Origin of the sequence: Mycobacterium kubicae (genome assembly GCF_015689175.1) — a bacterium.
Classification (GTDB): domain Bacteria; phylum Actinomycetota; class Actinomycetes; order Mycobacteriales; family Mycobacteriaceae; genus Mycobacterium; species Mycobacterium kubicae.
This window is the reverse complement of record NZ_CP065047.1, coordinates 3,781,707-3,800,149: the sequence shown is the minus strand read 5'-3', so window position 1 is coordinate 3,800,149 and position 18,443 is coordinate 3,781,707. Positions and strand designations below refer to the sequence as shown.

The 18,443-nt window shown below is 64.9% G+C and carries 18 protein-coding genes; 6 read left to right on the top strand and 12 right to left on the bottom strand.

Going from position 1 to position 18,443, the window contains the following annotated elements; all coding sequences use genetic code 11:
- Nucleotides 1–24: 24 nt before the first annotated feature.
- The 3 genes from I2456_RS17880 to I2456_RS17870 are packed head-to-tail and all read right to left on the bottom strand — an operon-like array spanning nucleotide 25 to nucleotide 3,148.
- On the bottom strand, nucleotides 25–756 hold the full coding sequence (locus tag I2456_RS17880) for a sirohydrochlorin chelatase (RefSeq protein WP_085073340.1): 732 nt from the start codon (nucleotides 754–756) through the stop codon (nucleotides 25–27).
- The gene (locus tag I2456_RS17875; protein ID WP_068029422.1) at nucleotides 753–1,481 is read right to left on the bottom strand and encodes a phosphoadenylyl-sulfate reductase; all 729 of its coding nucleotides are present in this window, start codon (nucleotides 1,479–1,481) and stop codon (nucleotides 753–755) included. The genes I2456_RS17880 and I2456_RS17875 overlap by 4 nt, the downstream gene beginning before the upstream one ends.
- Nucleotides 1,478–3,148 (bottom strand): nitrite/sulfite reductase, encoded by a 1,671-nt coding sequence (locus tag I2456_RS17870; protein WP_085073339.1) that lies wholly within the window; start codon nucleotides 3,146–3,148, stop codon nucleotides 1,478–1,480. The genes I2456_RS17875 and I2456_RS17870 overlap by 4 nt, the downstream gene beginning before the upstream one ends.
- Between I2456_RS17870 and I2456_RS17865 the strand changes: the two genes are divergently transcribed.
- Nucleotides 3,147–3,296: a hypothetical protein gene (locus tag I2456_RS17865; RefSeq protein WP_156746368.1), complete on the top strand. Its 150-nt coding sequence runs from the start codon at nucleotides 3,147–3,149 to the stop codon at nucleotides 3,294–3,296. The genes I2456_RS17870 and I2456_RS17865 overlap by 2 nt on opposite strands.
- On the opposite strand, the gene I2456_RS29205 is transcribed toward I2456_RS17865, so the two are convergent.
- Nucleotides 3,262–3,354 carry an Ms4527A family Cys-rich leader peptide gene (locus I2456_RS29205; protein ID WP_372516535.1) on the bottom strand — a complete coding sequence of 31 codons (93 nt, stop codon included), beginning with the start codon at nucleotides 3,352–3,354 and terminating at the stop codon, nucleotides 3,262–3,264. The two genes, I2456_RS17865 and I2456_RS29205, sit on opposite strands and share 35 nt — an antisense overlap.
- Before the next feature lie 183 nt (nucleotides 3,355–3,537).
- On the opposite strand from I2456_RS29205, the gene hemW reads away from it, so the two are divergent.
- Complete coding sequence (hemW, locus tag I2456_RS17860; RefSeq protein ID WP_085073338.1) at nucleotides 3,538–4,710, top strand: radical SAM family heme chaperone HemW; 1,173 nt, start codon at nucleotides 3,538–3,540, stop codon at nucleotides 4,708–4,710.
- Nucleotides 4,711–4,720: 10 nt separating this feature from the next.
- On the opposite strand, the gene I2456_RS17855 is transcribed toward hemW, so the two are convergent.
- Nucleotides 4,721–5,953 carry a sodium-dependent bicarbonate transport family permease gene (locus tag I2456_RS17855; RefSeq protein WP_085073337.1) on the bottom strand — a complete coding sequence of 411 codons (1,233 nt, stop codon included), beginning with the start codon at nucleotides 5,951–5,953 and terminating at the stop codon, nucleotides 4,721–4,723.
- A gap of 315 nt (nucleotides 5,954–6,268) precedes the next feature.
- Here I2456_RS17855 and I2456_RS17850 point away from each other — a divergent pair, with 315 nt between their 5' ends.
- On the top strand, nucleotides 6,269–7,618 hold the full coding sequence (locus I2456_RS17850; protein WP_139823070.1) for a salicylate synthase: 1,350 nt from the start codon (nucleotides 6,269–6,271) through the stop codon (nucleotides 7,616–7,618).
- Here the strand turns inward: I2456_RS17850 and I2456_RS17845 are convergent.
- From I2456_RS17845 to I2456_RS17820, 6 genes are all read right to left on the bottom strand, one after another.
- A complete protein-coding gene (locus I2456_RS17845; protein WP_085073335.1) occupies nucleotides 7,584–8,543 on the bottom strand; it encodes a MerR family transcriptional regulator in 960 nt (319 codons plus the stop codon). The genes I2456_RS17850 and I2456_RS17845 overlap by 35 nt on opposite strands.
- 13 nt (nucleotides 8,544–8,556) lie before the next feature.
- Complete coding sequence (locus I2456_RS17840; protein ID WP_085073334.1) at nucleotides 8,557–10,059, bottom strand: flavin-containing monooxygenase; 1,503 nt, start codon at nucleotides 10,057–10,059, stop codon at nucleotides 8,557–8,559.
- Nucleotides 10,056–10,976, bottom strand: a complete 921-nt coding sequence (locus I2456_RS17835; RefSeq protein ID WP_085073333.1) for a reductase — start codon at nucleotides 10,974–10,976, stop codon at nucleotides 10,056–10,058. Before I2456_RS17835 ends, I2456_RS17840 begins: the two co-directional genes overlap by 4 nt.
- Before the next feature lie 19 nt (nucleotides 10,977–10,995).
- Complete coding sequence (locus I2456_RS17830) at nucleotides 10,996–11,853, bottom strand: SDR family NAD(P)-dependent oxidoreductase (RefSeq protein WP_085073332.1); 858 nt, start codon at nucleotides 11,851–11,853, stop codon at nucleotides 10,996–10,998.
- A 3-nt stretch (nucleotides 11,854–11,856) separates the two neighbouring features.
- Nucleotides 11,857–12,846, bottom strand: a complete 990-nt coding sequence (locus I2456_RS17825) for an alpha/beta hydrolase (protein WP_085073331.1) — start codon at nucleotides 12,844–12,846, stop codon at nucleotides 11,857–11,859.
- Nucleotides 12,847–12,974: 128 nt separating this feature from the next.
- The gene (locus tag I2456_RS17820) at nucleotides 12,975–13,355 is read right to left on the bottom strand and encodes a winged helix-turn-helix transcriptional regulator (protein ID WP_068029448.1); all 381 of its coding nucleotides are present in this window, start codon (nucleotides 13,353–13,355) and stop codon (nucleotides 12,975–12,977) included.
- 310 nt (nucleotides 13,356–13,665) lie between these two features.
- Here I2456_RS17820 and I2456_RS17815 point away from each other — a divergent pair, with 310 nt between their 5' ends.
- From I2456_RS17815 to I2456_RS17805, 3 genes are all read left to right on the top strand, one after another.
- Nucleotides 13,666–14,751 carry an enolase C-terminal domain-like protein gene (locus I2456_RS17815; protein WP_169717187.1) on the top strand — a complete coding sequence of 362 codons (1,086 nt, stop codon included), beginning with the start codon at nucleotides 13,666–13,668 and terminating at the stop codon, nucleotides 14,749–14,751.
- Nucleotides 14,752–14,877: 126 nt separating this feature from the next.
- On the top strand, nucleotides 14,878–15,867 hold the full coding sequence (locus I2456_RS17810; protein WP_085073329.1) for a zinc-dependent alcohol dehydrogenase family protein: 990 nt from the start codon (nucleotides 14,878–14,880) through the stop codon (nucleotides 15,865–15,867).
- 27 nt (nucleotides 15,868–15,894) lie between these two features.
- Nucleotides 15,895–16,965, top strand: a complete 1,071-nt coding sequence (locus I2456_RS17805; protein WP_085073328.1) for an SMP-30/gluconolactonase/LRE family protein — start codon at nucleotides 15,895–15,897, stop codon at nucleotides 16,963–16,965.
- Nucleotides 16,966–17,145: 180 nt separating this feature from the next.
- On the opposite strand, the gene I2456_RS17800 is transcribed toward I2456_RS17805, so the two are convergent.
- Nucleotides 17,146–18,402: an MFS transporter gene (locus I2456_RS17800; protein ID WP_085073396.1), complete on the bottom strand. Its 1,257-nt coding sequence runs from the start codon at nucleotides 18,400–18,402 to the stop codon at nucleotides 17,146–17,148.
- Nucleotides 18,403–18,443 lie beyond the last annotated feature (41 nt).

The following is an 18,443-nucleotide window of genomic DNA, read 5'->3' as shown; positions in this document are numbered from 1 at the left end:
TGCCGGTCACACGGCTTGGGCCCGTCAGGCCGCCATCGGCTGCGCCAGGGCTCGGTCGAAGCGATCGAGCACTGTCTCGGCGACCAACGGGTGAGCCCCTAGCGGCGCGGCCACGGTGATGCCGGCGTCGTCGGCCAACCGCTGCACTCGGTCGGGCAACCGTCCCGGCGCCAGGAACCACGGTGCGACGACCACCCGACGCGCACCTCGGCGCCGCAACTGCGCAACGCTTTCGGCGAAGGACGGTTCGGCGCGGGTGGCGAACGCGGTGGTCGCGGCCGCCCAACGCGTGCCCGCCAACAACTTCGGCGCGACCGCGGCGGCGGTGCGGGCGTTCGCCGCAAGGTTCGACGAGCCGATTGCCACCACGAGCACGCCCAGCGAGTCGTCGAGGCGCGAGATGCCGAGCTCGCACACTCGCTGACGCAGCACCGACACCAGCCGGTCGTCTTCACCGAGCACGTCGGCCTGGCGGACGACGAGTCCTCGTTCCGTCACACCGCACTCGGCCACCTGCCGGGGGATGTCGAGGCGGGCGTGATACGCGTTGGCGAGCAGCAGCGGCGCGATGACAGCTTCGCGCCCGGTCGGCAACGAGCAGAGCACGTCGACAGGACTCGGCGCGTTCAGTTCACAGAAGGCCAGCCGCACGTCGAGGTCGGGACGCAGGCGCGTCAATCGTCGGGCGACGGCGCGTGCGTTGGCCGCCGACCGGGGATCCGCACTTCCGTGCGCGGTCAGCAGGAGGGTCGTCACGACGCGTGCAGCCCACATTCGGTCTTGGCCAACCCCTGCCAGCGTCCGCTGCGGGGGTCAGCACCCTCGATGGGCTTGGCCGTGCAGGGGGCACATCCGATCGACGGATAACCTTCGTGCACAAGGGGATTGACCAACACATCATGCTTGTCGATGTAGTCCTGCATGTCCTGGTCAGTCCAAGCGGCCAGCGGGTTGATCTTCACCAGTTTGAACGCCTCGTCAAAGCTGACCAGCGGCGCGTTGGCGCGCGTAGGCGCCTCGACCCGGCGCAACCCGGTCACCCAGGCGGAGTAGCCGCGCAGCGACTTGCCCAACGGGACCACCTTGCGCAGGCGGCAGCATTCCCCGGGATCCCGGGCGAACAGGTCCTTCCCGAGCACGTCATCCTGCTCGGCCACGGACTGTTCCGGACGGACATTCAGCACCCGGATGTCGTAGACGGATTCGACCGCGTCACGGGTACCGATGGTTTCCACGAAGTGGTATCCGGTGTCCAGGAACAGGACCGGCACGCCCGGGCGCACCTTGGCGGCCATATCCACCAGCACGGCATCCTGCATGTTGGAGGCCACGATGTAATTGCATGTCGCCCAGCCGCGCGGCCCGTTCACCCCGCCGAACGTCTCTTCGGTCCACTGCAGCAGCTCGGCGGCGCTGGCACCGGCCAGTTCGGCGGCGCCGCGTTGCGCCAGCTCGCGTAATTGCGGTTCAGGCATCCTCATCGCAAGTCGTCCTCTTCGGCTCGCATGGCCCACTGCGCGAATCGTTCACCGTCGTTGCGGTGTTTGACGAAGTTGCGCACCACCCGTTCGATATAGTCACCGAGCTCGTCACTGGTGACCTTGTGCTGGCGCAACTTTCGTCCAAAACCGCTGTCGAGCCCGAGGCTGCCGCCCAAATGCACCTGGAAACCCTCGACGGAACCGCCGTTGCCGTCGTCGACCATCTGGCCCTTGAAACCGATGTCGGCGATCTGAATTCGGGCACACGAATTCGGACATCCGTTGATATTGATGGTGATCGGCACGTCCAGGCGGGAGTTGATGTCTTCCAGTCGGCGCTCCAGCTCGGGCGCCAAAGACTGCGCGCGCACCCGGGTTTCGGCGAAGGACAACTTGCAGTACTCGATTCCGGTGCACGCCATCAGGTTTCGTCGCCATTGCGACGGACGCGACTGCAATCCCAACTCGTCGAGACCGGCCAGCACGTCGTCGAGCTTGTCGTCGGGGACGTCGAGGATGACCAGCTTCTGGTAAGGGGTGAACCGGATCCGGTCCGATCCGGCCCGCTCAGCCAGGTCGGCCACCGCGGTGAGGATGGTGCCCGAAACCCGACCAGCGATCGGTGAGGCGCCCACAGCGTTGCGGCCGTTCTTGAGTCGCTGCACGCCAACGTGATCCAGCGGGTGCGCCAGGGGCTCGGGGGCCGGACCGTCGATGAGCGGGCGCTTGAGGTACTCCTGTTCGAGAACTTCCCGGAACTTCTCGATGCCCCAGTCCTTGACCAAGAACTTCAGCCGCGCTTTGGCCCGCAGCCGCCGGTAACCGTAGTCGCGGAAGATCGAGGTCACCGCGGCCCACACCTCGGGCACCTCCGCGAGCGGCACCCAGGCACCGACCCGCTGGCCCAGCATCGGGTTGGTGGACAGGCCACCGCCCACCCACAGGTCAAGGCCCGGTCCGTGCTCGGGATGGTTGACTCCGATGAACGCGATGTCGTTGACCTCGTGCACGACGTCCTGCAGACCCGAGATCGCGGTCTTGTACTTGCGCGGCAGGTCGGCGAAGTCGGGCTTGCCGATGTAGCGGCGGACGATCTCGTCGATGGCCCAGGTGGGGTCCAGAACCTCGTCGAGCGATTCACCGGCCAGCGGTGAGCCCAAGATCACCCGCGGGCAGTCGCCGCACGCCTCCGCGGTTTGCAGGCCGACCTCGTCGAGCCGCCGCCAGATCTCGGGAACGTTCTCCACCTCGATCCAGTGGTACTGCAGGTTTTCCCGGTCGGAGATGTCGGCGGTGTCGCGGGCAAACTCGGTCGAGATCTGGCCCAGCGTGCGCAGCGCCGCGACCGACAGGGCGCCGCCGTCGCAGCGCACCCGCATCATGAAGTACCGGGCTTCGAGCATGTCCATGTTCTCGTCGCCGGTGAACGAGCCGTCGTAACCTTGCTCGCGCTGCGTGTACAGGCCCCACCAGCGGAAACGGCCGCGCAGGTCGCTTTTCTCGATGCTGTCGAAGCCACCCTTGGCGTAGACGTTCTCGATGCGTTCCCGCACGTCCAGCGGCGCGCCGGCCTGCTTCATCTCTTCGTTCGGGTTGAGCGGTTCGCGATTACCCAGCGCCCACTGGCCCTCGTTGCGGGGCGCCTTGGCGGGACGTGCTGTGGTCATGCGGGTGATCTCCTTCGCGAACCTTGCCAGCCTCTGGAACGCGCGCAACACCGGTTCTCTTCCGGCGGCGCAGATCCGGCAGCCGGAAGTACAGGTGGGCTGGGTCTACGACATCAAGGCAGACAGCAACAGCTGCAAACGCGCTTGAGGTCGATATGCCGCCGTACCACGAGCGCGGTGCGCAGGTTCGGGCTAACAGCGGTCACGCTGCCATTCTGCCATGAATAGCGACCCACCACGCGACCAGGTCTGATTTCGTCTCACGGTGAGCAAAACTAGGCGGCAATTCTGGCTGCACCGGTAAGCAAAGCCGGGAATCGGCTGGGAATCACCAGGCCGGCGAACTCCGTGCGCACGCCCGCAACCATGTGTTCGTGGGATGATTTGGCATGACTGTTCGTGAGGCACCGGTAGAGCTGCCGGCCGTGCTGCCGACCGCCGGAGCGCCGTTCGGGTTGTACCTGCATGTCCCGTTTTGCGTCACCCGCTGCGGTTACTGCGACTTCAACACCTACACCCCGGCCGAACTGGGCGGGGTCAACCCGGACGCATGGCTGTCGGCGCTGCGCACCGAACTGGAACTGGCGGCCGCTCGCCTGCACGGCCCCACGGTGAATACGGTCTTCGTCGGCGGCGGAACACCGTCGCTGCTGGGCGGGGCGCGGCTGGCCACCCTGCTCGACATGGTGCGTGACCACTTTCCGCTGGCGCCCGACGCCGAGATCACCACCGAGGCGAATCCGGAATCGACGTGGCCGGAATTCTTTGCCGCGATTCGGGCGGCCGGATACACCCGGGTGTCGCTCGGTATGCAGTCGTCGGCGCCGCGGGTATTGGCGACCCTGGACCGGGTGCATTCGCCGGGCCGGGCGGTGACCGCGGCGGGCGAGGCGCTGGCCGAAGGGTTTGAACACGTCAGCCTGGACCTGATCTACGGCACCCCGGGGGAGTCCGACGACGACTTGCTGCGCTCGGTGGCGGCCGCGGTCGAATCCGGTGTCGATCATGTGTCCGCCTACGCGCTGGTGGTCGAGGAGGGCACCGCGTTGGCGCGGCGCGTCAGACGTGGTGAATTGGCCGCCCCCGACGACGACGTGCTGGCGCAACGCTACGAATTGGCCGACGCGCTGCTAACTCAGGCGGGATTCGACTGGTACGAGGTGTCCAACTGGTCCCGCCCGGGCGGGCAGTGCCGGCACAACCTCGGCTACTGGGACGGTGGCCAGTGGTGGGGTGCGGGACCGGGTGCCCATGGGCATGTCGGCACCACCCGATGGTGGAATGTCAAGCACCCCAACACGTATGCCGAGATGCTCACTGCTGCCGCGCTGCCGGTGGCCGGTTACGAACGGCTGGATGCCGACGCGCTGCACACCGAAGAAGTTCTGCTCGGAATCCGCTTGCGCCAAGGGTTGCCGCTGCAGCGGCTCAACGCCGCGGAACGCCAGCGCGCCGAAGGCGCGGTGGCCGACGGGTTGCTGACGTCCGAGGGCGACAGGCTGGTGCTCACCGACCGCGGCCGGCTGTTGGCCGACGGCGTCGTGCGCACGCTGCTGGGATAGCGAGGACCGTTCAAGCGGTGTGGAACCATTGGCCCATCATGCGGGCCAGCTCGATATACAGCGGGATACCGACCGTGACGTTGTAGGAGAACGTCAGGCCCAGCGACGCCGCCAAGGGCAAGGTCGGGCTGGCCTCGGGTATCGCCAGTCGCTGCACGGCGGGAACGGCGATGTAGGACGCCGCCCCGCACAACACCGCAAACAGCACGTAGGTGCCTGGCTTGAAGGTGCTGTCGGTGAGATGGGCGTAGCTGTGGGCGACGAAGATTCCCAGGGCGGCGAACAGGTTGGGCGCCAACAGGCCGAAGAAGATGAACCCCCGACCGGCCGTCCGGAGATCTTTCAACTTCCGGGAGGCGGTCATGCCCATCTCGAGCAAGAACAGCGCAAGCACGCCCTGGAAGGCGGTGACGAAGAAGGTGTCGTCGTCGTGCACCACCTTCTCGCCCTGCAATCCGCTGATCAGACCGATGATGATGCCGCCGATGAGCAGGCAGAGTCCCGGGTTGAGGAAAACCTCTTGGAACAACTCACGCGAGAACAGCGACGGCTTCTTGCCGGGGTTCGGCAGGTCCGCGGCGTCCGGATGCTCTCGTTTTTCCAGCGAGAACTCCATTTCTTGCTCGATCGCGCGCTCGTTCTCCGATTCCAGGCTGCGGCCGTTAGCGGGGCGGGCGGCCGTCCCGGGTCCGATGCTCACCTTGGGGGGCGCGGTGTAGCCGGGCTCGTCGGGCATGTATCCGGCTTCGTCCATGCCGCGGTGGCGCAGGCGCGCGACCAGATACAACGCGACCAGACAGCCCGGGATCTCCATGACGGCCAACATGACCGGCATGTAGGCGTCGAAAGCTATGCCGATACTGGTCAGCACGGCCACGCAGGTGGCGAAGGTGCCCGCCGAATCTGATCCGTAATAGCCTGCGACCGTCGCCCGGTCGACCCGGCGCATGGCGCTGAGGTATCGCAGCAGGAAGTAGGCGATCGCCCCGATGACGAAATTCAGCACGAAGCCCGCGATCATGAAGCCGACGATGGTGCCGATCGACGAGGGTTTGATCCTCGAGAGCTCTTCGCCGCCGTGCCAGCCGATGGCCAGCAACAGATACATGGTGAGTCCCTGGTAGATCACGTAGGGGAACTCGAAGCGGACCTTCAGGATCGGGATGAGGAAGCCGAAGTAGAAGAACAACAGAAGAGGCTTGAACAAGTTGTGGGTGAAGTTCTCCCAGAACTCATGCAGCATGGCACCTCCCGAGCGTCCTGCGAGATTTCGCTGCGAACTTAGCTGGGCCCCGCGGGCACCGCTACTCGGAATGTGCACAGACGCGTTAGGTTTTGCCGAGTTTTCATACTGTTCCGACGGGAAACATGCTGGTAACGCCGCAATTTCACAACACCCCTGGCCACGGCGCCAGACGGTCTTCGTTGTGGATTGGGTAGAGGTTTCCTGCCAGTTTGCTGGGAGAAGACGTGTCGGGTCGGCGGCCGGTCAATTTGCGACGGACACCAAAGCCGGCCGCGCGCCAGGAAGTAGGTTAGGCTACATTTACTTACTGTGATGGAAGCCAGCGTCGAGGCGAGTTCTTTAGGCACGGCGTCACTGTCCATTCCAATGCCCAGCCAAATCGAGCCGGCTGATCTGGCGGCCGAGCTGGCCGCGGTGCTATTCGAGCCGACTGGCGAGCAGTACCTGCTGTATGAGTTTGACGGCCAGTGGGTTGTCGGCGCAGGTGTGCAGGCGATGGTGGAACTGGATAGCGACGAGTTGCGGGTCATTCGCGATGGTGTGACTCAGCGTCAGCAGTGGTCGGGGCGGCCGGGTCCGGTGCTCGGTGAGGCTATCGACCGGCTCTTGCTGGAAACCGATCAGCTCTTCGGCTGGGTGGCTTTCGAGTTCGGGGTCTACCGCTACGGGTTGCAGCAGCGGCTGGCGCCGCGTACGCCGTTGGCGCGCGTGTTCTGGCCGCGAACCCGCATCGTGGTGAGCCGAAGCGAGGTCCGCCTGTTCGGCGCCGGGGACCGAGAGCGCGAAGCGGTGGAGCGATTACTCGCCGACGGACTACCCGACGTGCCGTCGCCGAGCCCGGTCGACCTCAGCGCAGACCCGTCCGGCTACCGGGATCGGGTAGCGGTGGCCGTCGGTGAGATCGTTGCCGGCGAATATCACAAGGTCATCCTTTCCCGTTGTCTGACACTGCCGTTCGAGATCGACTTTCCCTCGACCTACCGGCTTGGGCGTCGCCACAACACTCCGGTACGGTCTTTTCTGCTGCACCTCGGCGGGTTCCGCGCCCTGGGGTACAGCCCCGAACTCGTCGCGGCCGTGCGCCCCGACGGAACGGTGATCACCGAGCCGCTGGCCGGCACCCGCGCCCTGGGGCGTGGCGCCGTGCACGACCAGCAGGCTCGCCACGACCTGGAATCGGACTCCAAAGAAATTGTCGAGCATGCCATTTCGGTACGCACCTCGCTGCAGGAAATGGTCGAGATCGCCGAACCGGGGACCGCGGCGGTCACCGATTTCATGGCGGTACGCGAACGGGGCAGTGTGCAGCATCTGGGCTCGACGATCAGCGGTCGGCTGGACCCGTCAAGTGACCGGATGGACGCGCTCGAAGCGCTGTTTCCCGCCGTCACAGCATCCGGAATTCCGAAAGCGGGCGGCGTGGACGCCATATTGCGTCTCGACGACAGTCCGCGGGGACTGTATTCCGGTGCGGTCGTGATGTTCTCGGCCGACGGCGGATTGGATGCGGCCCTGACGTTGCGGGCGGCCTATGCGCGCGACGGCCAGACGTGGTTGCGCGCTGGGGCCGGCATCATCGAGGCCTCGAACCCCGAGCGGGAGTTCGAGGAGACGTGCGAGAAGCTCTCTACGTTGGCTCCGTATCTGATTGAGCGCCAATAGATTCTGTGGCAGGCGCGGTACCGGCTTCGGATGACCGTTCCAGGTAGTCCTCGAGCACGCGACTGACCAGCGACTCGATGGTCGACTCGATCGACGCGGCCAGGGTGGCGGTGACGGTCGCAACCGCCTGGGTACGGAACCGGACCAGCATGGTGATCAGTTCGGCAACCTCGGCGTCAGCGGGCAGCGCCTCGCCCGGCTTGATCCGGTTCCCGACGTGCTCGAATCCCGCTTGCACCAGCAGGTTACTGATCTCGTCGATCTTGGGCAGGATCTGCTCGTGCAGGTCGATGAGCTTATCGGCGCTCACTCCGTAGCCCCGGACCTCGTTGAAAGCCTCGACCAATTTCGGCCGGGTGATGGTGGCCTGGTCACCCTCGACCCGGATCACCTGTAGCCCGACCATCCGATCGAACGCGTGCGGGTCGTCGATGAGTCGTCGAGCTTCGTCCAGCGGCATGGTCTGTGCCTTCTCGGTGGTCCAGGTGCCGACAATGGCCGACTCGAGCCCGAGTACGTCGCCCAGGTTCTTCCCCTCCTCCCAGGCGCTGAGCATCTCGCGCACGTGCGCGATGTTGTAACCCCGATCGAGCATCGAGGTGATCAATCGCAGCCGCGTCAGGTGGGTGTCGTTGAACAGGGCAATGCGCCCGACCCGCAGCGGAGGTGGCAGCAGGCCCCGGTCGCGGTACACCCGGATATTGCGGGTGGTGGTGCCGGCCAGCCTGGCGAGGTCGTCGATGCGGTATTCCCCGGACGCCGCCAGGCCGTGGGGTTGGCGGACGGCCGCGTCGAAAAGCTGTGCCACCGCGGTTTCGATGAAGTCGCGCGACTGGCGCCGGACGCGCTTGGGTGCGCGCCTGATATTGAGCAGGACGCCGGCGATCGTGCCCGGTTCGGGCCGACCAGGTCGCTCGGATGTCATGTCATATGTCGTATCAGGCGGGAGCGACCGCCCGTGCATCGGCGTGGTGTACCACCGCCTCGTAATGGTCGTAGCGGAAGTCCTGCATCTGTCGCAGATACTGGGTTGCGAACCCGGGATACATGGACCCGTTGAACCCGTCGGGGGTCAGATACCAGCTGCGGCAGCCCGACATCCACGTCGTCTTGGTCAGTCGGCGCTGGAGGTCTTCGTTGTGCCGGCGTTGCACGTCTTGGCGCACGTCGAGATAGCGCAGGTCCTCGGTCAAGATGGTGGTGATCGCGCGCACCGCGTAGTCCAACTGGCCTTCGATATACACCAGTAGCGAGTTGTGCCCCGGCCCCGAGTTCGGTCCGGTCATGAAAAACAGGTTGGGGTATCCGTGTGCGCTGATGCTTTTGTATGCCGTTGCGCCGCGTGCCCATTCGTCACCCAGCGAGCGCCCCCCGAGGCCGGTGACAGCGAAAGGCGGTCCGGTGAGGTGCACGTCGTAGCCGGTGGCGAACACGATGCAGTCGAGATGGTGTTCGATGCCGTCGCTGGTGCGGATGCCGACCGGGCTCAGCGTGGCGATCGGCCAGTCGATCAGTTTGCAATTGTCACGCTGCAGGGCCGGGTAGTAGTCGCTGGAGACGAGCATGCGTTTACATCCCGGCCGGAAGTCCGGCGTCAGTTGCCGGCGCAGCCACGGGTCTTTGACCTGGGCCCGCAGGTGTGCCTGTCCGAGCCGGGCCACCACCGAGGTCAGCGGGGTGTTCCACACCAACGCCGTGGCACTGGCCTCATGCCCCCAGAAAAGTGCTTGGCGGGCGAGGGCTTGGGTGGCCGGCACTTTGGCGAACAGCGCTTGCACCGCCGGTGGTGTCGCGACATCCAGGCGGGGCAGCACCCAGCAGGGTGTGCGCTGGAAGACTTTGACGAAGCCGGCGTGCTTGACCAGTTCGGGAACGATCTGGACGGCGCTCGCGCCGGTGCCGATGACGGCGACCCGTTTGTCGGTGAAGTCGTAGTCATGGTCCCACCGTGCGCTGTGGATCTTGTGGCCTCGGTAATCATGGAGCCCACGGATGTTGGGGTAGCTGACGTCCGACAAGGGGCCGGATGCCAGGACGACGGTACGGGCAGTGAATCGCTTGCGGTTCTTGGTCGTTGCCGTCCAGATGCCGGCGTCTTCGTCGAACCTCAGCCCGCTGACCTCGTGACCGAAGCGGATGTGGCGCCGGATGTCGAATCTGGTCGCCATGTCCTCGAGGTGTTGATAGATCTCCGATGCCGGTGAATACGTCCGCGACCACGTCGGGTTCTTGACGAACGAGAAGGAGTACAGCAGCGAGGGCACGTCACAGCTGGCACCGGGATACGTTGTGTCGCGCCAGGTTCCACCCACGCGGTCGCCGCGCTCGAGGATCACGATGTCGGTGACGCCGGCCTCGGCCAACCGGATTGCCGCGCCCAGCCCGGTGAAGCCTGCGCCGACGATCAGGGTCGCATAAGTGTGATCGTTCGCCATGGTCACGCCGCCGGCCGGTAGGTCAGTTCCTTGAACCAGCTGGGCACCGGTTTGAGCAACGGGCGGGGGTAGCGCTCCGACAGCCACACCATGGAATTGGCCAGCAGGTGGTAGGGGTGTTGGGGGTTGACGACCATCGCGGCGTGGCGTCTGAGGACTCGATAGGCAGGTACCCGCGGGGTGCTCTCGCCGCGCTCACCCAATTGCTTGAAGCGCTTCACCGCGCTGTAGAGCCGCTCAGCCTCCATGCCCATCGCCGCCATCTCGTTACGGATGCGATTGAGCAGCGGGATGTACATCAGCGCGCCGATGATGAGCCCGGGCGTCGCTACCGTGCCGACGAATTCGATGGCGAGGCGACGCGCCGTGGCGTGACCGATCATGTCCAGCACCGCGAAATCCACTGCGATGTGCCGTGATTCGTCGTTGTTGATCTTCTCGAATACCTGATGGCAGACCGGGTCTTCCACCGTGTCCAGCAGGAACTTGAGCAGCGCCCCGTCGAGGGCCACTTCGAGCATGGGAATGACGGTGCCCAGCACCGACAGCGGCATGCTGTCGGAGTAGGTGTCCAGCCATTGGATCGCCAACCGGATGTTGACGTTCGGCTCGGGAAGCTCGCCGTCATCGAGCATGCCCCAACGCTTCATCAAAGCCAGCTCGGCATTGGCGTGCCGTTGCTCCTCGGCATGGAAGTATCGGTATATCTCCGCCACCGTGGCATTGGGCGCCTTCTTGGCCAGCGCGGCGAATCCGCGGGCCCCGATGTTTTCGATCCAGCACAGATCTGCCATGAAAGCTTTCAGCTTGGGCCGGAATTCGGGTCGGATCGTTTCCGCACCCGGTGCGTCCCAGTCGATATCGGCGAGCGCCCATTGGCGATCCTTGATCTTGGCGAGCATGGCTTCCATTTCGATGGCCATCGCGTTCCCCTCCTGGTTGTCAGTGCAGGTTCGACCGGGCGACGAAACCAGCCGCCCGCGTATATGCCGCCGGTGCAAGGCGTTTGATGTTCCAGCCGATCTTGGCGTCGAACTGCGGCAGGCAGTACAGCTCGCCGCGGTCGTGAGCGTCGAGGCAGATCCGGGCGACTTTGGCCGCGGAAAATCCGGTCCAGCGCATCAGCCTGGCCGCCCGTTCGCTGGCACCCTCGCTGATCCGGCCGGATTGGACGATATTGGTCTTGACGAAGGTCGGGCAAAGGGCCGTCACTTTCACTGCGCTGCCGGCTAATTCGGCCGAGAGTGTCTCCGACAGGGAGAGCACGCCGGCCTTGCTGACGTTGTACGCGGCCATGCCCGGAGCCGAGCCGAACGCCGCTGCGGAGGCAACGTTGATGATGCCGCGCGGCGCGTTGACCGGTTCGGCTTCGCGCAGGATCGGGGTGAACACGTGACATCCGTGGATCGGCCCCCAGAGGTTGATTCCGAGCGTCCACATCCAGTCGTCCAGCGGGATCTGACCGATCGGCGCCCCGCCCGCGCCCACGCCCGCGTTGTTGATCACCAGGGTGGGCGGTGCGCCGAACCACGACTGCGCCTGTTCAGCCAAGGCGCGTACGTCGTCGATCTGGGAGACGTCACAATGCACGGCAACGGCTTTGGCGCCTTGCCCGGTGATGGTGTCGACCGTCCGCTGGGCGGCGAGGTCGTCGATGTCGCTACAGACCACCGCGCCTGCGCGACGGCCGAGCTCGATGGCGAAGGCAGCGCCGATTCCGCTACCGGCGCCGGTGACCACGGCCGACGCGCCATGACTGGTCCTGGCTCTGTTCAGTAATCTGTCCAGCGGCTTCAGCACGGTTCAGCCGGCCTTTTCCGTCGCCGTGACGTTGTCCGCCAGCGCCTTAGCGATGAACCGCGCGGCATACTGCATTGCTTCGGACGCTTCCGGTGACAGACGCGGCAGGGCCTGGAACACGTGTAATTGGTCGGGCCAGATCTGCAGCTCACACTCCCCGCCGGCGGCGTGAATGTCGGCGGCGAGTTGGCGTGCATCCCCTTCGAGCATTTCTGCGCCGCCGGCCTGAACGAGGGTCGGCGGAAGTGGCAACCCGCCGGCGACATCGAGCTTGAGCCGACGGTGAGCCGGGTCGACCCCCATTGAGTACAGCGCGACCAGCTTGGCGGCTGCGGCGGCGCGGATGGCCGGGTCCGGCCGGTGCAGTTCTCGGGCCGCGCACAATGCGAACGTCAGGTCGATCAGGGGTGAGAAGAGCACCAGCGCCGCGGGCGGATTCGCGGCGACCTCTGGTTGCAGCAGCATGTCCACCGACAGATGCCCGCCTGCCGAATCACCGGCCACCACAATGTCTTTCGCACGTAGTTCACAACCATGCAACAGCCAGTCCCAACCCGCGCGGACGTCCTGCGCGGCGGTGGGGAAGCGGTGCTGTGGCGCCAGTCGGTAGTCGACGCAGAACACCGGTAGTCCGGTGAGCGAGGACAACCAGGAGGTCAGTCGCCGGTGCGTCTTCGGCGAACACATGGCGTAGCCGCTGCCGTGGACGTAATACACCGCAGCATTGCGGGTTGGCGATACGTTCGGGCCGTACACCCATTCGCCGACGACGCGGCGTCCGTCCGGCAGCACGCGGTCGACGTGATCGATGCGGCTGCCCGCCATGGCGGGCCCGAACGTGCGCATCAGGCCGGCGATCAGCTGGCGGGACGCCCAGATGCCCCAAGCTCGCTCGACCGGGATGAGTCCGGTGATGGGCCGAAGCAGCAGGGTGCTCATCGCCACCGCGGCGCGCGATCGCAGGGACCCGCGCACCGGAACGCCGTCGTTCATGCAACGCAGTCAATCCCAAATGGTGACATTAGTCAATGGCATTGTTGACAGGCTTGGCGATCTGAGCTCGCTGGGTCACTGCCGGAGCAAGGCCATCGCGAAGGCGCTTGGGACCACGCGACGAAGTCTCAGTCAGCCCAATCCTGATTGAGTGCGGCGACGTGATCGAGGTTCTCCTCGGCCCAGGTGCGCAGCAGTCGCAGGGGAACAGCGGCGCTCGCACCCAATTCGGTCAGCTCGTACTCAACTCGTGGTGGTACGTCGGCATAGACGGTTCGCGTGATCAATGAGGCTGCTTCGAGGCGTCGCAGCGTGCGGGTCAACATCTTGGAGCTGATGCCGGGCAACTGATCCCGCAGCCCGCTGAACCGCAGGGGTCCCGGCTCGAGGAGGCCGATCAACAACGCCGACCACTTGTTGGCCAACAGATCCAGCAGGGTTCGGCATGGACAAAGCGCGGCGTACACGTCGTGATCGTCGTGCTGGCCCGTCCGGCAAGTGTGAGTCATGACTGTGCTCGTGGCTTCCTCGCGGGGGCTTTGTTATTTCGGCGTGCCTCGGGCGCGCGGGTCAACCCTACGAGCAGAACCTGCACCGCCTTGGCGCGACCGGCATGATCGTCTGCGGCGACGGTCATGCGGATTCGCCTTCGCTGTTGTGAGGTGCAATGGTTTCAAATAGAGAGCAGTATCCCTTGCATGTCACCCGGATCGCTCGATTAGCCTCGCGGCGTTCCCCGCTCACCCCCTAGGAGCTACCCGTGACCGCTGGCCGCCTAACCCTCGTCGTGAATGCCGACTGTCTATGAACCACCCACGAATGACGGTGCAGCGCACGTCTGTGCGTGCCGTCGTGGTTCCGTTGCGGCATCCGATCATCGCCGCCATTGGAAGGTACGAGCACTGGCCGCTGGTCCTCGTCGACGTGGAGATGGCGGACGGTGTCGTCGGGTCGAGTTATATCGCGCCGTATCGCGCCAAGTCGCTGCCGGTGGTGACCGGCGTGATCCGCGACCTGCTCGACGGCCTGCCCGGTCGTGACGTCGCACCCGGTGACGCTTTCAGCTCAGCCCTGAAGTCACTCAATGTTGTTGGCGTATCGGGCCTCACCACCATTGCGGTGTCCGCCGTCGACATGGCTGTGTGGGACGCTCTTGCCAAGACCGCAGGTTTGCCGTTGGCCCAATTGCTGGGCGGGTCGGTCGGACCGGTGCGGGCGTACAACAGCAACGGCTTGTGGCGGCATGAAGTTTCCACGCTCGCCTCCGAAGCCGAGATGTTGATCAACGAGGGCGGCTTCACCGCGGTGAAGATGCGTTTGGGCAACCCGCATCTACGCGACGACTTGGCGGCCATCGATGCCGTCCGGCAGGGGATCGGTGACGAGGTCGACCTCATGGTCGATTTCAATCAGGCCCTGGGCGCCGGTGATGCGATACGGCGTTGCCATGAACTCGACGAGCGGGGCCTCTACTGGTTCGAAGAGCCCATCGCTTACGACGACGTTCGGGGCTATGCCCAACTCGCGCAGCAGATCCGCACTCCACTGCAGGCCGGCGAGAACTTTTATGGCGCCCGCGATCTACTGAACTTCCTGGATCGCGGTGCCGTCCACTACGCAATGGTCGATCTGATGCGGATCGGCGGCGTCACCGGGTGGCTGCGAACCGCCGGGGTCGCGGCCGCCGCCGGGGTTCAGTTGTCCAGCCATCTGTATCCCGAGTTCGCCGCGCACCTGCTTCGCGTAACTCCCACGGCCCACTGGCTCGAGTGGGTGGACTGGGCGTATCCGATTCTGGCCGACCCGGTGCTGCCAGAGGCGGGTATGGTCACCGCCTCGGATCAGCCCGGTGCTGGACTCGTCTGGGATGAACGTGCGGTCCAGAAGTACACCATCCATATCTGACACTGGTCACACCGCAGCCGAGAGGTCGCCATGCCCGCCGTACGAGACGCCTTCTTCCGACATAGCGCGCCAACGCGGGCTTACCTACGGATGCCCCTGATTTAGCCAAGAGAGGTAGGAATGCCAATGCGAGCAGCAGTTCTCACCGAATTCGGTGCACCGCTTCAGATCCTCGAGACGGAGGTGCCGTCGCCGGGCCCAGGACAGGTGCTGGTGCGGGTGATGGCCAGCGGGGTGAATCCCCTCGACACAAAGATTCAGCGGGGCGAGGCGGCACACGCGCGAACCGCTGTTCCCGCGGTGCTCGGCATCGATATGGCCGGCGTGGTCGAATCGGTCGGCGATGGCGCCGGCGAATACCGGCCCGGGGACGAGGTTTTCGGGATGACCGGCGGAGTGGGCGGCATTCAGGGAACGCTCGCCGAATTCGCCGCCGTCGATAGCCAGCTGCTGGCGCCGAAGCCCCGGGCGCTGTCGATGGTCGAGTCCGCGGCTCTGCCGTTGGCTTTCATCACCGCGTGGGAGGCGCTCGTCTGTCACACACATATCCGCGACGGTGCCTTGGTGCTTGTGCACGGAGGGGCGGGAGGCGTAGGTCACCTCGCCGTCCAGCTGGCGCGGTATCTGGGTGCGAAGGTGTTCGCCACAGGCAGCCCGGCGAGCCAGGAGATCATCGCCGCGGGCGGCGCAGTCGGCATTGACTACACGACGACTACGGTGCCCGAGTACGTCGCTGAGCATACGGCGGGCGACGGTTTCGACGTCGTCTTCGATACCGTCGGTGGGGCGACATTGGATGACTCGTTCGCCGCGGTCAAGCGCTACACGGGCCATGTCGTAAGCGCACTTGGCTGGGGCACCCACAGCTTGGCGCCGCTGTCGTTCCGGGCAGCGACCTACTCTGGTGTGTTCACTCTGCTGCCACTGCTCACCGGACAGCACCGCGAGCGTCACGGACGGGCTCTTCAGCTGGCGACGGAAATGGCCGACTCGGGTCAATTGGTTCCGCGGCTGGACCCCGGGACCTACACCTTTGCGAACCTGCACGAGGCCTACGCAGCTGTCGAAAGCCATTCCGCCAAGGGGAAAGTCGTTGTCCAAGTCGGTTCCAGTTAGGCCGCAGCCGGCGGCGGGGAGGCAGTCATGACCAACGCTTCGCCGCGTCCGCTCGGTAGCGACGCCCAACCCGAATACGAAGTGGTGGCCGAGTTCACCGACCTGATGCCCACCGGCGTGACAGTCAGTGATCACCGCCGGATCTTCGTCTCCTTTCCGCGGTGGGGTGACGACGTGGCCTACACCGTCGCGGAGGTCATCAACGGCCGAGCCGTCCCTTTTCCCGGCGCGCAGGTGAACGCGTGGCCCGCGCCGGACCCTCGGGAGCGGCTCATCTCGGTCCAGAGTGTGATCGTCGACCCCGACGGGTACCTGTGGCTACTGGATACCGGTGCGCCCTCGTTCTCGCCGTACGTCAGCGGTGGCGGACCCAAGCTCGTCCGGGTTGACCTGACTCGCAACGAAATCGACCGGGTGTTTCCCATCGACGACACGGCAATGACGCCGACAACCTATCTGAACGATGTGCGTTTCGATTTCTCTGCCGGTCACTACGCCTACATCACGGACTCACAGTCCACGGGTGCCCTCATCGTCGTCGACCTTGACACCGGTGATTGCTGGGATCGACTTCGGGGCCACCCGAGCACGCAGGCGCAGAATCAATTCCGCGCCGTGGTCGAGGGTGTGGTACGTGATCAATACCAAGTGGGCGCCGACGGGATCGCGATCAGCCCCGACGGCACCCGGCTGTTCTACTGTCCCCTCTCGTCACGGCGGCTCTACAGTGTCGACACAGCCGCGTTGCGCGACCGGGACCTCAGCGACACCCTGGTCGCCGAGACCATTCTCGACCACGGTGACAAGTGTGCCTCCGACGGTCTTGAATCAGACACGGCCGGAAACGTTTACGCCACCGCCTACGAGCACGGCGCGGTGTTACGCCGCAGTCCCACAGGACAGTGGGCAACGGTGTTGCAAGCGAAAACGCTGCTGTGGCCCGACACGTTGGCCCTGGCCTCGGACGGACATTTGTATGTCAGTGTCAACCAGTTGCCGCGAACCCCGCTGTTCAATCACGGAACCGACGACCGCATACCGCCGTACCTGATCGTGCGAGTCAACGTCGGCGCCCAACCGATTCGACTGAAGCCATGAACCACTGCGGGTCGTCGAATTTCGCCAACGTCGAGGTCTTGGCACAACCCATGAAAGGAAGCCGATGAAGTCGATCGTATACACCCATACCGGTGACCCGTCCGTGCTGAAGCTCGTTGAAAGGCCGATGCCCGCGGTGGACGCTGGTGAGGTTAACGACAACAACCATTGGCCTACCTATCACCGCCGCTCGTTGCCGTCCGGTCGGACACCTTTGTCACTACCCTGGCTATCGGACATGCCAGCCGGGTCGCGAGCTTGGAGGTGATTGCCGCGGTCTAGGCGGTGCAGGGCCAGGGCGGCGATCACGCCAACCAGAACCAGTCCACCCCAGAGCAATTCACCGGCGCCCAACCGTCTTGCGGCACTCATGGCCGCACCGGTAGCCAGATTCCCGATGAGAATTCCGGCTCCCACGATGGTGTTGTAAAACCCGTAATGAGTGGCCACAAGCCGGCCCCCGGCCAGCACAACGACGGTCTCCATCTCGAAGGGGAAGACGGCAGCTGAGCCCACCGCCAACATGGCCGCTGACACCAGCAGCGCGGCGACAGCCGCCACCGCACCTAAGCGTTGGCTGTCGGGAACAATAGTCAGCGGCAGGAAGGACGCGGCCAGAATCGTCAGGCCGATGGCCAGACTGCGTCCGGGACCCCAACGTGCTGCAAACCAGCGGGTAATGCGCAACTGTCCGGCGACGGCAACGACACCGGACACCACGAATACTGCTGCTACCAAGGATGATTGAGACCCCGGTGCGAGTATGGACGCCTGCAACGGTAGGGCGAGATACACCTGGAAGGACAACACGTAGGAGCCGATCATTGCGGCGGCAAACATCAAAAAGGACTTATTGGCGATGACGACACGCCAGTCTTCGAGAATGGTTGTTCTATCAGTGTTTAAGTCCGCGCGGTGCTGGGGCAGCGCGAGTAGCTGCGCTACCGTGAGTACGGCAAACACAACTGCAGCGCCGAACGCCGTCACCCGAAAATCGAACGCTAGCAAAGCCAGTCCGACCAGCGGGCCCAACAGGATCCCCGATTGGTAGAAAATGTTGAACACGGCGAATGCCTCAACGCGTCGCTCGCCGGCTTCTGCGGCTAGATAAGCTCGCACCGCGGGGTTGAACAACGCGCCGGCAAAACCAGTCGCAGCTGACGCAATCAAAATGGCAGGCAGCGAATGCGCGACGACCAGCAGCCCGAAGCCGGCCGTGCGCAGCAGGCATCCGGCCACGATCAACGGTTTGTAGCCGAGCCGGTCCGCCAGCGTGCCGCCAACAACGAACATCCCCTGTTGAGAGAAATTGCGCACTCCGAGGACCAGTCCGACCGCCCAAGCGGCCAGCCCGAGCGGACCGGCGAGGTAGCCCGCCAGATACGGCATCAGCATGTAGAAGCCCATATTGATGCCGAACTGGTTGACCATAAGCATCCGCGCCGGCCCGTCGAAACTGCGGAACTGCGTGACGAACC

Bases quoted from the DNA above. Each gene is read 5' to 3' on its own strand.
- I2456_RS17800 (WP_085073396.1), bottom strand. From the start codon at position 18,402: ATGCTTATGGTCAACCAGTTCGGCATCAATATGGGCTTCTACATGCTG.
- I2456_RS17855 (WP_085073337.1), bottom strand. From the start codon at position 5,953: ATGCTGCATGAGTTCTGGGAGAACTTCACCCACAACTTGTTCAAGCCT.
- I2456_RS17865 (WP_156746368.1), top strand. From the start codon at position 3,147: ATGCGGGTGATCTCCTTCGCGAACCTTGCCAGCCTCTGGAACGCGCGC.
- I2456_RS17835 (WP_085073333.1), bottom strand. From the start codon at position 10,976: ATGGCCATCGAAATGGAAGCCATGCTCGCCAAGATCAAGGATCGCCAA.
- I2456_RS17875 (WP_068029422.1), bottom strand. From the start codon at position 1,481: ATGAGGATGCCTGAACCGCAATTACGCGAGCTGGCGCAACGCGGCGCC.
- I2456_RS17825 (WP_085073331.1), bottom strand. From the start codon at position 12,846: ATGAACGACGGCGTTCCGGTGCGCGGGTCCCTGCGATCGCGCGCCGCG.
- I2456_RS17845 (WP_085073335.1), bottom strand. From the start codon at position 8,543: ATGACATCCGAGCGACCTGGTCGGCCCGAACCGGGCACGATCGCCGGC.
- hemW (WP_085073338.1), top strand. From the start codon at position 3,538: ATGACTGTTCGTGAGGCACCGGTAGAGCTGCCGGCCGTGCTGCCGACC.
- I2456_RS17850 (WP_139823070.1), top strand. From the start codon at position 6,269: ATGGAAGCCAGCGTCGAGGCGAGTTCTTTAGGCACGGCGTCACTGTCC.
- I2456_RS17805 (WP_085073328.1), top strand. From the start codon at position 15,895: ATGACCAACGCTTCGCCGCGTCCGCTCGGTAGCGACGCCCAACCCGAA.
- I2456_RS17810 (WP_085073329.1), top strand. From the start codon at position 14,878: ATGCGAGCAGCAGTTCTCACCGAATTCGGTGCACCGCTTCAGATCCTC.
- I2456_RS17815 (WP_169717187.1), top strand. From the start codon at position 13,666: ATGACGGTGCAGCGCACGTCTGTGCGTGCCGTCGTGGTTCCGTTGCGG.
- I2456_RS17820 (WP_068029448.1), bottom strand. From the start codon at position 13,355: ATGACTCACACTTGCCGGACGGGCCAGCACGACGATCACGACGTGTAC.
- I2456_RS17870 (WP_085073339.1), bottom strand. From the start codon at position 3,148: ATGACCACAGCACGTCCCGCCAAGGCGCCCCGCAACGAGGGCCAGTGG.